Consider the following 13,460-nt stretch of genomic DNA (forward strand, 5'->3'; position numbering starts at 1 on the left):
AATCAGAGGAAACAGATTCGAAACACAAACGAGCATTTCGCGAAATCTCTCCGAAACATGCGGAGCCGATAAGCCCCCCATTGAATTGGAGCCGGCCAGACCGGCAGAGAGAGGGGACAACATGCGCACCACCATCACCGCGAAGCTCATCAACATCACCGCCGCCACGCTCACCGGCGCCGCGCTTCTGTTCGGCGCCAACGCCGCTCACGCCGCCAACAAGATCGTGGCGCGGGTCTCGCTTTCGCAGCAGCTCATGGAGATCTCGGTCGATGGCCGGCCGACTTTCGCCTGGAAGGTCTCCACCGGTGACAGGGCGCATGTGACTCCGACCGGCTCGTTCAAGCCGACCCGCATGCATGAGATGTGGTATTCGAAGAAATACGACAACGCGCCGATGCCGCACTCGGTCTTCTTCAGCGGCGGCTATGCGGTCCACGCCACCTATGCCATCAAGCGTCTCGGGCAGCCGGCCTCGCATGGCTGCGTGCGGCTACACCCGGACAATGCCGCGGATTTCTACCAGCTGGTCGAGACCTTCGGGGCCGCCAACACCAGCATCGTCATCGTCAAGTAGCAGGCTGAAGAAGCGGCCGGTTTACCGCCGTGCCCGTGTTCAGGCTCCCGCCGGAAATGTCCGCGGTATCGAGCTCGCTCAAACCGGTGATATCGAGCCCGCTCAAACCGGCGGTCTGAGCACAGCCAAAAAAAGAGGCCGGGGATTTTTCCGGCCTCTTTTTTGTTCTTCGGCTTTTCTATCAGTCCGGCAGGGCCGGCATCAGCTTCGGATCCGGCTTTTCCGCCAGATGCGGCAGGTCCTTGCTGGCGATGAAGGTGTAGAACATGGGCACGACGAAGAGCGTGAACATGGTGCCGACCAGGATCCCGGTGAAGATGACGAGGCCCATCGAATAGCGGGCCGCGGCACCGGCACCGCTGGACGTGATCAGCGGCACGACGCCGAGCGCCATCGCCGCCGTCGTCATCAGGATCGGCCGCAGGCGCACCTTGGCCGAGGCGATGATGGCATCACGCCGTCGCATGCCGTGGAGTTCGCGCTGCTGATTGGCGAACTCGACCAGCAGGATGCCGTGCTTGGTGATTAGGCCGATCAGCGTGATCAGGCCGACTTGCGTGTAGATGTTGAGGGTGCCGAGGCCCAGATTGAGCGGCACGATGGCGCCGAAGATCGACAGCGGCACCGCCATCATGATGATCAACGGGTCGCGGAAGCTCTCAAACTGCGCCGCCAGCACCAGATAGATGACGATGACGGCAGCCCCGAAAGCGATCAGGATCGTGTTGCCCTGCTCCTTCTCCTGCCGGGACTGGCCGGAGTAGTCGATGAAGAAGGTGTCGGGCAGGCTCTCCCTGGCGATGTCCTCGAGCACTTTCAAACCATCGCCGGTGGTAACGCCGGGCAATGGCAGCGCGGAAATCGTCGATGAATTCAGCTGGTTGAACTGCTCGATCGCGGCCGGCGAGGCATTGTTCGAGATTTTCACGACAGCCGACAGCGGCACCATCTCGCCCGTCACGCTGCGCACGAAGTATTGGCCGAGTTTTTCAGGGTTGTCGCGGAATTCCTGCGGCACCTGCGGAATGATGTCGTAGCTGTTGGAGTCGCGGTCGAATTGCGCCACTTCGGCGCCGCCGACCAGCAGCGTCAGCGTCCGGCCAATATCGGCGATAGGCAGGTTGAGGGCCGCGGCGCGATCGCGGTCGATGGTGACCGTCACCTGCGGCGAATCATAAGACATCGAGTTCTGCACGACGATGAAGCGGCCCGAGGCCTGTGCCTTGTTCTTGATCTGCTCGGCTTGCTGGTACACTTCCGAGGAATCGCCGGTCGAGCGCACCACCATGGCGATCGGCAGGCCGCCGCCCGAGCCCGGCAGCGTCGGCGGGGCGAAGACGAAGGCCTGGACGCCCGCGACCTTGTTGATACGAGCCGTAATGTCGGCCTGCAGCTCCTTGGAATTGCGCTTGCGCTCGGCCCAATCCTTGAAGGCGAAGCCGACGAAAGCGCTGTTTGTCGTGCCACCGAAGGCCACGGCGGAGAACTGCGCCCGTGTTTCGGGAATGTCCCTCACCAGGCCGAGAATCTGGTTCACGTAGGTCTCGGTGTAATCGGATGTCGCATAGGCCGGCGCGGTCACGAGCGAGAGCAGAAAGCCCTGGTCTTCTTCCGGCGCCAGTTCGCTCGAGGTCTTGGTGAACATGAAGCCGGTCACGCCGACCAGCGCCAGCACGATGAGCAACGTCAGCGGGCGATAGTTCAGCGACCCGGTGACGGCACGCTCGTAGACATGCTCGACCCGCGAGAAAACGCCGTCGACGATGCGCTGGAAACGGCCGGCGTTGCCGGGCTTCAAGAGACGCGCCGACATCATCGGCGTGATGGTGATGGCGATGACGCCCGACAGCACCACCGAGCCGGCGAGCGTCACGGCGAATTCGCGGAACAGCGCACCGGTCAAGCCACCCGTGAAAGCCAGCGGCGCGAACACGGCGGCCAGCGTCATGGTCATGGCGACGATAGCGGAGGCGATTTCGCGCATGCCGCTGAACGCCGCTTGCATGGGCGTCATGTGGTCTTCTTCCATGTGGCGGTGGATGTTTTCCACCACCACGATGGCGTCGTCCACGACAAGGCCGATTGCCAGCACCATGGCCAGCAGCGACAGAAGATTGATCGAATAGCCGACCGCGAACAGAAGGAAACAGACGCCGACCAGCGACAGCGGGATGGTGATGATCGGCATCATCACCGAACGGAAAGAGCCGAGGAACAGAAGGATGACGACGACGACGATGGCGACCGCCTCGGCGATGGTCTTGAACACCTCGTCGATCGAGGCGCTGATCTGCCCGGTGGCGTCGTAGACGACCTCGATCGTCATGCCTTTCGGCAGCGTTTCCTGGATCTGCGGCACAAGCTTGGTGAGCGCGGCCGCTGTGGTCAGCGGGTTGGCCGCCGGGGTCGGGAAGATGGCGAGGAAGGTGCCGGGCTTGCCGTTGAAGGAGACCCTGGTGTCGGTGTTCTCGGCGCCGAGTTCGACGCGGGCCACGTCACGCAGCCGCACCACATTGCCGTCGGTCGAGCGCAGCGGCAGTTCGGCGAAGGCTTCCGGCGTCTGCAGCGTCGAACGCACCGTAATGGAGGAAACGACATATTCGTTCTGGGTGTTTCCGGGCGCAGACAGGAAGTTGGAGTTGTTGATCGCTGCCAGCACTTCCGCTGCCGTCACCCCGCGCGCGGCAAGCCGGACCGGGTCGATCCAAACGCGCATCGAATATTCCTGGGCGCCGAAGATCTGCACGTCGGCGACACCTTCGACCGTCGACATGCGGGGCCTGATGACGCGCTCGATATACTCGGTCAGCTGCTCCTTCGTCATGTTCGGATTCTGCATCGAGATGTACATCATCGCGAACTGCTGGCCGGTGCCCTTGACGATGACCGGGTCCTTGGACGCATCCGGCAAGGTGCCACGCACGCCCTGGACCTTGGACAGCACTTCGGTCAGCGCCACGTCGGGGTTGGAACCGAGCTTCATCTGCACCGTCACGGTGCTGGACGACGGACGGCTGGACGAGGTGACGTAGTCGATGTTTTCGGTCGAGGCGACGGCGCGTGCGATCGGGGCGGAAATGAAGCCCTGGATCAGGTCGGCGCTGGCACCCGGATAGGCGGTCGTGATGGTGATCGCCGTTTCGTCAACCTTCGGATACTGCCGGATCGACAGGTTGAAGATGCCCTGGAACCCGAGCAGCAGGATCATGCAGGCAAGGACCGTCGAAAGGACGGGCCGGCGAATAAAGAGATCGGAAAAGCTCATTGCTGGTCGGCCTGCTTGTTCGCCGATTTGGTCGGGTCGATGGTGTTGTCGACGTTGACGGACATGCCGTTGAAGAGGCGGTTCTGGCCCGCGGTGACGACCTCGTCGCCTGCCTTCAGCCCTTTGACGATCTCGACCATGCCCTGGTTGCGGCGACCGGGCTTGACGAAGACCTGCGACAACACCAGCGCTGGCTTGTCGCCTTCCGCAGCCGGCTTGGCCGCATCGGTAGCGGGCTGGTCGGCAGGTTTAGCCGCATCGGCCGCGGGCTTGGCCGCTTCAGCGGCCGGCTTCATGGCATCGGTTGCCGGCTTCATCGCGTCCGCCGGCCTGGCATCCGCTGGCTTGGCATCCGCCGCCTTGTCGGTAGCCGCAGCAGGCTTTTCTTCCGGCTTGGACGGCGCTGCCGCAGCCGGTTTGGCCGGTTGCACGACGAAGACGTAGTCGCCGTAGAGGCTGGTGGTCAGCGCCGTCTGTGGCAGTATCAGCACGTTCTGCTCCTCGGGCAGTTCGACACGCACCTGCACGAACTGGCCTGGAGTCAGCTTGCCGTCGGGGTTGGCGACCTCCGCCCGGATGTTCACCAGTCGGCTGGACGGGTCGATCTTGGGGTCGATGCCGCGAATGGCGCCGGCAAACGGCTTGTCGTCGCCACCAAGTCCCAAGCGAACCGTCTGGCCGATCTTGAGCAGCGGGAGCTCCTGTTCGGGAACCGTGAAGTCGGCCCGCATCGTGTCGAGATCCTGCAGTGTCACAACGGAAGTGCCGGGCGACAGATACTGGCCGAGGTCGATCTTCGGGATGCCGACCGTACCGGCGAAGGGAGCCGTCAGTTGCTTCTGCTCGAGCACGGCCTGGAGCCTGGTGACCTGGGACGCCGAAGCGGACGCCGCCGCCCGCGCGCTGTCCAGTGTCGAGTCGGAGCCGACGCCGCGTTTTGTCAGTTCGAGGGCGCGGTTCAGCGACACCTGATCGAGCGCGGCCTGCGCTTTCTGCGCGTCGAGATCGGCGCGCTCGACGGCGTCGTCAAGTTGCAGCAGCACCGCATTGGATGCCACCTTCTCGTTGGCATGAAAGGGGATTTCCTTGACGATGCCGGCGGTCTCGACCGTTAGGTCGACACCACGCACGGCTCGCACGGTGCCGATCGCCTCGACGCCGGGCGTCCAGCTCGATGGCTTGACGATGGTCGTCGACACGGTCGCCGCGGGCGGCTTCATGGTGGCGAAATACTGCTTGATGCCGTTGTCGCGAAGGAAGTTGAAGCCGACGATGCCGCCGACCACGATGACGAGCACGGCCAGGACCGCAATGATGATAATGATACGGAGTATGCGCTTGAACAAGGAAGTCCCCTCAGTCGAAATCCGGCGCAAAGCGCGGACATCGGGACACATATCGACTGCAGGCCCCGATTTCAAATAGCGGCGGTCTTACTGTACCGTCTGGACGGTCTTGTCAATTGGGCCTAAGCTTGCCAAGGGAGGCGCCATGAGAGCCCAACGACCGAATTCGCGCGAGAAGATTCTCGCCGCGGCGGCAGATGTTGCCCGGGAAACCGGGCCAGGCAGCCTCTCGCTGGAGGCCGTCGCCAGCCGCGCCGGCGTGTCGAAAGGCGGGCTGCTCTACAATTTTCCGACCAAGGCCAAATTGATGCAGGGGCTGGTCGAGGACTATCTGCGCGAATTCGAGCGGGCGTTGGAAGTCGCCAATCGCAATGGCGAGGGTAAAAACCCGCTCGCCGTCTACATCAGGCTGTCGGCCAATGACTGCGAGGAAAAGCAGCCCTCGGCCTCCTGGATCTTTTCGGCGATCGCCGAGGATCCCGATTTCATGACGCCGATCAAGACGTTCAAGCGCCAGCTTTTCGAACGGCTGAAGGGCGAAACATCAGACCTCAAATCGCTGCTGGTCTGCTATCTCGCAATCGAGGGGCTGCGCAGCATGAACCTCTTCGATTCCGATGTGCTGTCGAAAGACGAGCGGGAGCTGCTGGTCTCCTCCCTGCTTGAGATCGCCAAATAGTCGGGGCGGTGCGAGCCGACAGCGCTGCCCCCTGCGGCTTGTCTCAGGCCGCTGTCAGGGCCTTGCCTGTCGAAGGGTCGAAAAGGCGAAGCGCTGCTTCATCGAAGGTGAGGCTGTGTTTTTCGCCCTTGGCGACCCGGGCTCGCGGCGGCAGGCAAGCGGTCAGCCTTTGCGTGCCGATCCGTGCCGTCGTGACCAGTTCGGGGCCAGTCAATTCGACAACCTCGATCTCCACGGGCAACGACAGTTCCGTCGCGGTGTCGCTCGCCACGCGAAGCGCTTCGGGTCTGATACCGACGATCACCGGAGCGCCTTCGCGAGCCGCGTTCGCATAGCGCGCGGGCAGAGGCATCCGCACATCGGACTCGGCAACGGCCAGCTTGCCGCCGATGACGATGGCCTGAAGCATGTTCATCGACGGTGCGCCGACAAAGCCCGCGACATAGAGCGTTGCCGGCTCGTTGTAGATCTCTTCCGGCGTGCCGAGCTGCTCGATCCTGCCGTCGCGCATGACCGCGATGCGCGTCGCCAGCGTCATCGCCTCGATCTGGTCATGGGTGACGTAGACGACGGTGGTCTCCAGCATCTGGTGCAACCGCTTCAGCTCGGTGCGCATTTCCAGGCGCAGCTTGGCGTCGAGGTTGGACAGCGGCTCGTCGAACAGGAAGACCTGCGGCTTGCGCACCAGCGCCCTGCCGATGGCGACGCGCTGGCGCTGGCCGCCGGAAAGCTGGCTCGGCTTGCGGTCGAGCAAGGTCTCGATCTGCAGGAGTTTCGCCGCCTCGTTCACGGCCGTCTCGCGCTCATCGGCCGCAACCCCGCGCATCTCGAGCCCGAAGCCGATGTTGCGGCGCACGGTCAGGTTCGGATAGAGCGCATAGGACTGGAAGACCATGGCGATGTCGCGGTTCTTGGGGTGAACGCCGAGGATCGAGCGGCCGCCGATCAGCACATCGCCGCTGGTCGCTTCGGCGAGCCCGGCGATGATGTTGAGCAGCGTCGACTTTCCGCAGCCGGACGAGCCGAGCAGCACCAGGAATTCGCCGCTCTGCAGCGCGATGTCGATGCCCTTCAACGTCTCGACGCTGCCATAGCTCTTGCGGATGCCGCGGATTTCAAGCGCGCTCATGCATGGGCTCCTCGAGATGCATCGGCCCGCCATAGTTGCGGGGCAGAGTGGAAATGGCGCGCGAAGCGACATGCGTCGCGGCGCGAAGGCAGGCGGACAGCGGCCGTTCCTGGGCGAGGGCCGCCAGGAAGGCGGCGTTGAAGACGTCGCCGGCGCCAATCGTGTCGACAACGCGGACATCGGGTGCCGTGGCTTCGACGAGGTTCCCGTCCGGACCGATGGCGATGGCGCCTTCCGGCCCGCGCTTGACGACGAAGGTCGCACCCTGCCGCATGCTGGAGCGGATTTCGCGCGCGGCTTCCACCGGGCTTGGGGTTGCCGCCAGCGTCACCGTCTCGACCTCGTTGAAAAGGGCGAGGTGGCAGCGCGAGAGCCATGCTCTTGTCGTGGCGCAGTTGGCCTCGGTCCAGCCGTCGATCGGCCAACCGGTGTCAAGCGCGACGGCAATGCCGTGGCCGTCCGCCCAGTCGAAAAACGCCTCGTAGTCACGCGTCAGGTCTTCGGTCAGAAAGGAGCCGCACAACAGCGCGTAGCCGCCAGAAAGCGCGTTGCCATCCAAAACGGACAGCACGTCGGCAAGGCTGAAGCGCGGCAGGTGGCCCCGGGTGGTGAAGAAGGTCCGTTCGCCGTCTGGATGGGTCATGCCGACCGACAGCGTCGTGCCTTCGGGACGCACCGGCCATTTTTCGGCGCGGCTTGCGAAAGCCTCGCGAAGCCAGCGGCCGAACTGGTCGTCGCCGACATTGGCGGCAATGGCGAAGTCGACGCCCAGCGCCTGCCACGCCAGTGCGCTGTTGCCGGCCTGGCCGCCGACGCGCAATTCGTCATGGTCGACCACGGTCTCGGTTCCCGCCTTCGGCCATGGCGCGACCGGGCCGACGATCAGGTCGACATTGACGTTGCCGATCACCGAAAGCGGTCGCATCACTCGCTCCTGGTGATCTTGGTGGTGCGGACAGGCGTGCCGGCATTGTCGACACGGGCATCGGCGAAAGCCATCATCAGGCGCTGGGCGACCGGCAGCATGGCAAAGATGGCGGCCATGCCGGAGGCCGGCTTGAACGGAAGCGTGACGGCACCCGCCACGGGTGGTTGCCCCGACGCCTCGAAGATGACGAGTGGCGCGCCAGCCTCGACCACGGAGGTGGCCATGGCGGTCACCAGTTCCGCCGTCGGGTCGTTGCCGCGGAACAGGATGACGCCGATCCGCGGGCCGAGCATCTCCATCGGCCCATGCCGCAACTGGCCGCCTTCGAGTGAAAAGCACGGCAACCGCGACAGTTCGGTGAGGCCGAGCGCCAAGGCCTCGGCAACGCCCTGCAGACGGCGACCGGAGGTGACGATGGTCGTCACCTTCTCCAGTGCCGCGAGCGCCTGCTTGATGTCCGTGTCATGCGGCTGGTCCAGCGCGCCGAGCGCGGCATTCGGGTCGTCGCCGAGGGCTGCAAGGATGGCCAGGTGCAAGGCGAAGCTCACGGTCAGGCTGCGGGTCGCGGCAAAGGCCAATTCGGTGCCGCCGGCGCCGACCAGGCAAGGCACCGTGCGCGCCAGGAAGGAGGTGCTTTCCAGGGTCAGGCCGAAAACATCGACAGTACTGCCGGCCTCTGCAAACCACCTGACGACCTCAGCGCTCTCGCCCGATTGCGAGGTGACAAGCACCGTCCGTCCCGCCAGCGGCAGGGGCTGGCCGAGCTGTTCGGAAAGCGGCAGCGCCAGGGCATCGATGCCGAGCGCGCGATAGAGCGGCTCGACAGCGCGTCCAACCGCATGCGAACCACCCATGCCGAGCAGAAGCAGGCGTCCGGTCTTCCCGATCGCGGCGGCGACCTGTTGCGCCACCGCGGCGTTCTGTTCGAACGAAGTGCGCGCGTCGGCATGCTGTCGCGCCATTTCGCTGTCGATCGCGGCCAGTCCGGCCGGCCGGGTTTTTGTCGCAGTCATCATCATCCTTTCACACCGCCGCTGGTCAGGCCCGAAATCAGCGCCCGCTGCATGACCAGGCCGATCAGCACCGGCGGCAGAGCGGCGAGTACGCCGGCGGTGGCGATCAGCCCATAATCGGAAACACGGCCGCCGGCCAAATCGGCGATGGCGACGGTCAGGGTCTTGGCGCGCTGGTCGGAGGTGAACAGCAGCGCATAGAAGAATTCATCCCAGGCGAGCAGCACGGCAAACAGCGCCGAGGTCGCCATTACCGGTGCGGCGAGCGGCAGCGTGATGATGCGCAGGGTCTGGAACAGGCCGGCGCCGTCGATCATCGCCGCCGCCTCGATTTCGCGCGGGATGGAATCGAAGCCCGATTTCATCAGCCAGGTGGTGAAGGGCGCCAGTATGGTCAGGTAAACCAACGCCAGGCCGAAGACATTGTTGAGCAGGCCGAGATGCGACAGGCCCATATAGAGCGGTACGGCCAACGCCACCGGCGGCAGCATGTAGGTGGCGATGACCATCGACAGCGACCAGCCGATCGCCGGCGTGCGCGACACCGCCCAGCCGGCGGGGATGGCGAGGGCCAATGCCGCCAGCGTCGCCATGCCGGCGATCTCCAGGCTATTGCGCAGCGACGAGGTGAAGGCGGCGCCGGCGCTGTTTTCAGCGGTCGACAGCAATTGCCGGTAGCGCGAGAAGTCGGCGGCCTGCGGCCACCAGCGCAGCGGCTTAGCGGCAAGGTCGGCGGCCGGCGATATGCTCATGATGAACAGCCAGGCGATGGGCGCCAGGATGATTGCGGCGAGCAGCAATGCGCAGGCGTGGATGAAGATGGTGAAGCCGAGGCTCTTGCGTTCCATCAGGCGGCACTCCCGGCGGTCTTTCGCACCAGCGTCGCATAGGCGACGGCGAGCACCGTCACGAGCAGCGTGACGATCAGCGCCAGCGACGCGCCGGAGCCGGCGCGCTGGAAGGAGAAGGCCTCCTGGTAGACGAGGATCGACAGCGTGCGCGTGCTGTTGGCCGGGCCGCCGCGGGTCATCACCCAGATAATGTCGAAGACCTTGAACGCCTCGATGGTGCGCAGCACCAGCGCCACCATCAGCGGGCCGGCGAGATAGGGCAGGATGACGAAGCGGAAGCGGTTGAAGGGCCCGGCGCCGTCGACCAGCGAGGCTGCGGTGATGTCGCGCGGCACCGCCTGCAGGGCGGCCAGCGCAATCAGCGCCACCAGCGGAAAATTCTTCCAGCAATCGGCGACGATCAGGGCCGCCAGCGCCGTGCCGGGTTCACCGAGCCAGGAGCGATAGGCGTCGATCAGATGGAGTTGCGTGAGAGCCGCGTTCAGCGCGCCATATTCAGGATTGTAGATCAGCCGCCACAGGGTGGCGTTGACCACCGTCGGCAGCGCCCAGGGCAGGATCATCAGGGCACGCAGGACGGCGCGGCCGTGGAACTCCTGATTGAGCAAAAGGGCCGCGAGAACGCCGATCACCATTTCGGCGGCAACCGAGATGACCGCGAACAGCGCCGTGGTGACCAGCGTGCGCGTGAAATTCGTGCTCGACAGCATCTTCGTGTAATTGTCGAAGCCGACGAAATCGCCACCCGTGCCGACCAGCTTGGCATTGGTGAAGGAAAGGCTGACCGTATCGACCAGCGGCCAGCCGATGACGGCGATCATGACCACGAGCAGCGGCAGCATCAGCAACCACGCACGGGTGGTCATCCAGGTGCCCGACATCAGAGCAGCCTCTCTTCATTCATGGTGATTTCAGACATAGCACGGGCGGCACTAGGCCGCCCGCAACTGGAGAAAGGTCTCAGAGGCCGCTGTTCTGCGCGGCGGTCTTCAGGGCGTCTTCCGGCGAGGACTGGCCGAGCAGCGATTCCTGGATTGCCTGCTGCAGCGCGGTCGACAGCTCCTGGTATTTCGGTGTGGTCGGACGCGGATACATCGCGGCCAGGCCGAGCTTGGCGGCGGCGATCAGCTCTTCCTGGCCCTTGGTGACGGCCGGGTCGTCATAGGATGAGGCCCAGATCGGCAGCGAGAGTTTGGCATACTGGTTCTGCGTCGCCTGCGAGGTCATGAACTCGATGTATTTCCAGGCCTCGTCCGGATGCTTCGAGACAGCCGTGACGCCAAGGCCCATCGAGCCATTGACGGCCGAAACCTCGCTGGTGCCGGCAACGCCCGGCGCCGGCACAACGCCGACCTTGCCGACGACCTTCGAGTCCTTCGGATCGTTGGCCATGTTGTACATGTAGGTCCAGTTCAAGGCGAAAGCGGCATCGCCGTTTTCGAAAACCTTGCGCACGTCCTCCTCCAGGAACTCCTTGGAGTTCGGGTTGGTGAGGCCGGACTTGTAGCTGTCGACCATGTATCTCAGCGCCTCGAGGCCGCCGCCGTTCTGGAAGTCCGGCTTGCCGTCCTTGAGGAAGTCGCCGCCATAGGCGCTGACCAGCGTGGTGTAGTCGCAGATCGCGGCTTCGGCTTGCGACCAGCTCCAGGCGATCGGCGTCTTCAGCAGACCTTTGTCCTTGATGATCTTTGCCTGTTCGCCAAGCTCTTCCCAGGTCTTCGGCGGCGTCTTGATGCCGGCTTTTTCCAGGATTTCCTTGTTGTAGAACAGGTATTTGGTGTCGAGGATCCAGGGCATGCCATAATATTTGCCGTCGTAGCGGACGGTGGTCCAGGCGCCGGGCAGCACGCCTTTCTTCATGTCGTCGGTGATCTTGGACGACACATCGACCAGCACCTTGTTGGTGGCGTATTCGGCTGGCCAGATGACGTCGAACAACACGACGTCGTAGCCGCCGCCCGAGCCTTGGGCGAGCACGGTCTTGTCGTGCAGGCCTTCATAGGGGACGAATTCGAGATTGACCTTGAGGTCCGGATTGGCCTTGGTGAAGGCATCCGTCATGGCGCGCACATCGGCCTCGCTGTAGGCGGCCTGGGCCATGAAAAGCGCGTTGAGCGTGGTTTCGGCGAAAGCGTGCGGAACGAACAGTCCGCCAGCGAAGACCGCGCCGACCAGTGTTTTGGTGATTGTCTTAAGCATCTTCTTCTCCCATTTCCGGCGTTGACGGGCCGGCGGTGCGGATGTTTCGCATCGTCTTCCCGGATCCATGTCGCGTGACCTGGTGACTACCGGCTGCCCAGTGGCGACGGGCCGAGGCCCTGGCCATCTTGTTTTGCGGCAATCGGTTCGCATTAAGTCAACTCGCTTGACTTAATTAGTCGATCAATATTCTAATGGAGTCAAGAGGGGAAACGCCGGTGGATGACATCAGCCCGATCCGCGCCAAAAGCGGCACCAATCAGGAAGGCACCAGCGCGCACAATCGCCGTGTGATGATCGAGGCGTTGCGTCTCAATGGTGCCCTGTCGCGCGCCGACCTGGCGCGGGCGACGCAGCTCACCAAGCAGGCGGTTTCCAACATCATCGAGGATCTCGAAAGCGACGGCCTTGTCGTGGCGCTCGATGCGGTGCGCAAGGGCAGGGGACAGCCCTCGACACCCTACAGGCTGGTTCCCGAAGGCGCCTTCGCCATTGGCCTGCAGATCGACCGTTACCTGACGCGGGCGGTCGCGGTCGATCTGATGGGCAGTGTGCTGGCGCGCGCCGAGGCGAACCTGCCGTTCGATGAGCCGTCGAAGGGCGTCGAGGTGATCCTCGGCCTGATCAACGGCGTCCGGCGTGACCTGGCCGGGATTTCCTCGCAGTCGGAGAAACGGCTGGTCGGTCTCGGCGTGGCCATGCCCGGCCCTTTCGGACTGAAGGATTCGGACGACAAATGGATGATGCCGGCCTGGCAGAAGTTTCCGCTGCTGGAGAGGCTGGCCGCGGGCACGGGGCTGAACGTCGGCCTGCAGAACGACGCCGCCGCTTGTGCGACGGCGGAGCGCATCGTCGGCGCGGCGCATGGCGTCGATCACGCGGTCTGCCTCTATGTCGGCTACGGCATCGGCACCGGACTGATCCTCAATGGCGAACTCTACAGCGGCGGCCACGGCAATGCCGGCGAAATCGGCATGGCCTTGCTGTCGCCGGCCGGCCCCGGCTCGACGCCGCTCGAACATCGCGCATCGCTGGCCTCGCTCTACCAGCATCTCGGCCTCAACCCGGCGGACAGCGATATCTACGAGCAGATGAACGCCCTGGTCCTGGCCGGGAACCCCGGGATGATGGCCTGGATCGACGGCGCGGCGCATGATTTGCGCTGGAGCGTGCATCTGATCGAGACGATCTTCGATCCGCAGACCGTCATCCTGACCAGCGGCGCGCCGGAAGCACTGGCCCGCCGGCTGGTCGAGGCGATGCATCCGCTGCTGCCGTCGATCGCCGACCGGCCGGGCCGGACCTTGCCGCGCCTGCAGCTTGGCACCACCGACCCTTGGTCGATCGCGCTCGGCGCCGCCGCGGCGCCGATCAGCCGCGCCTTCGACCCGCTGTTTTCGGCAATCCTGAAGACAAGCTCCGGCCCGGCCTAGGAGCTTCAGGGGTCCACCCCGGCGTCACACAGGGTTCATC

At 64.3% G+C, this 13,460-nt stretch carries 11 protein-coding genes; 3 read left to right on the forward strand and 8 right to left on the reverse strand.

The window, feature by feature from the left end:
* The first annotated feature begins 121 nt into the window (after nucleotides 1-121).
* Nucleotides 122-577, forward strand: a complete 456-nt coding sequence (locus AC0NIH_RS07160) for a L,D-transpeptidase (RefSeq protein ID WP_473463017.1) — start codon at nucleotides 122-124, stop codon at nucleotides 575-577.
* 181 nt (nucleotides 578-758) lie between these two features.
* Here AC0NIH_RS07160 and AC0NIH_RS07165 read toward each other — a convergent pair whose 3' ends face one another.
* Entirely contained in the window at nucleotides 759-3,842 is a 3,084-nt protein-coding gene (locus AC0NIH_RS07165; RefSeq protein ID WP_023763785.1) for an efflux RND transporter permease subunit, read from the reverse strand.
* Nucleotides 3,839-5,188 (reverse strand): efflux RND transporter periplasmic adaptor subunit, encoded by a 1,350-nt coding sequence (locus AC0NIH_RS07170; protein WP_473463020.1) that lies wholly within the window; start codon nucleotides 5,186-5,188, stop codon nucleotides 3,839-3,841. Before AC0NIH_RS07170 ends, AC0NIH_RS07165 begins: the two co-directional genes overlap by 4 nt.
* A 145-nt stretch (nucleotides 5,189-5,333) precedes the next feature.
* Here AC0NIH_RS07170 and AC0NIH_RS07175 point away from each other — a divergent pair, with 145 nt between their 5' ends.
* Nucleotides 5,334-5,867 (forward strand): TetR/AcrR family transcriptional regulator, encoded by a 534-nt coding sequence (locus tag AC0NIH_RS07175; protein WP_023763787.1) that lies wholly within the window; start codon nucleotides 5,334-5,336, stop codon nucleotides 5,865-5,867.
* Between the two features lie 43 nt (nucleotides 5,868-5,910).
* Here AC0NIH_RS07175 and AC0NIH_RS07180 read toward each other — a convergent pair whose 3' ends face one another.
* The 6 genes from AC0NIH_RS07180 to AC0NIH_RS07205 form a co-directional block, all read right to left on the reverse strand.
* Nucleotides 5,911-6,996, reverse strand: coding sequence for an ABC transporter ATP-binding protein (locus tag AC0NIH_RS07180; protein WP_473463022.1), 1,086 nt, complete (start codon nucleotides 6,994-6,996; stop codon nucleotides 5,911-5,913).
* Entirely contained in the window at nucleotides 6,983-7,921 is a 939-nt protein-coding gene (locus tag AC0NIH_RS07185; RefSeq protein WP_473463025.1) for a PfkB family carbohydrate kinase, read from the reverse strand. Before AC0NIH_RS07185 ends, AC0NIH_RS07180 begins: the two co-directional genes overlap by 14 nt.
* Nucleotides 7,921-8,943: an SIS domain-containing protein gene (locus AC0NIH_RS07190; protein ID WP_473463027.1), complete on the reverse strand. Its 1,023-nt coding sequence runs from the start codon at nucleotides 8,941-8,943 to the stop codon at nucleotides 7,921-7,923. The genes AC0NIH_RS07185 and AC0NIH_RS07190 overlap by 1 nt, the downstream gene beginning before the upstream one ends.
* Complete coding sequence (locus AC0NIH_RS07195) at nucleotides 8,940-9,785, reverse strand: carbohydrate ABC transporter permease (protein WP_140780163.1); 846 nt, start codon at nucleotides 9,783-9,785, stop codon at nucleotides 8,940-8,942. Before AC0NIH_RS07195 ends, AC0NIH_RS07190 begins: the two co-directional genes overlap by 4 nt.
* Nucleotides 9,785-10,669, reverse strand: a complete 885-nt coding sequence (locus tag AC0NIH_RS07200; RefSeq protein WP_473463030.1) for a carbohydrate ABC transporter permease — start codon at nucleotides 10,667-10,669, stop codon at nucleotides 9,785-9,787. Before AC0NIH_RS07200 ends, AC0NIH_RS07195 begins: the two co-directional genes overlap by 1 nt.
* A 79-nt stretch (nucleotides 10,670-10,748) precedes the next feature.
* Nucleotides 10,749-11,987 carry an extracellular solute-binding protein gene (locus AC0NIH_RS07205; RefSeq protein WP_023763793.1) on the reverse strand — a complete coding sequence of 413 codons (1,239 nt, stop codon included), beginning with the start codon at nucleotides 11,985-11,987 and terminating at the stop codon, nucleotides 10,749-10,751.
* A gap of 218 nt (nucleotides 11,988-12,205) precedes the next feature.
* On the opposite strand from AC0NIH_RS07205, the gene AC0NIH_RS07210 reads away from it, so the two are divergent.
* On the forward strand, nucleotides 12,206-13,420 hold the full coding sequence (locus AC0NIH_RS07210; protein WP_473463033.1) for an ROK family transcriptional regulator: 1,215 nt from the start codon (nucleotides 12,206-12,208) through the stop codon (nucleotides 13,418-13,420).
* Nucleotides 13,421-13,460: the final 40 nt, after the last annotated feature.

This window comes from Mesorhizobium sp. WSM1386, assembly GCF_055901595.1.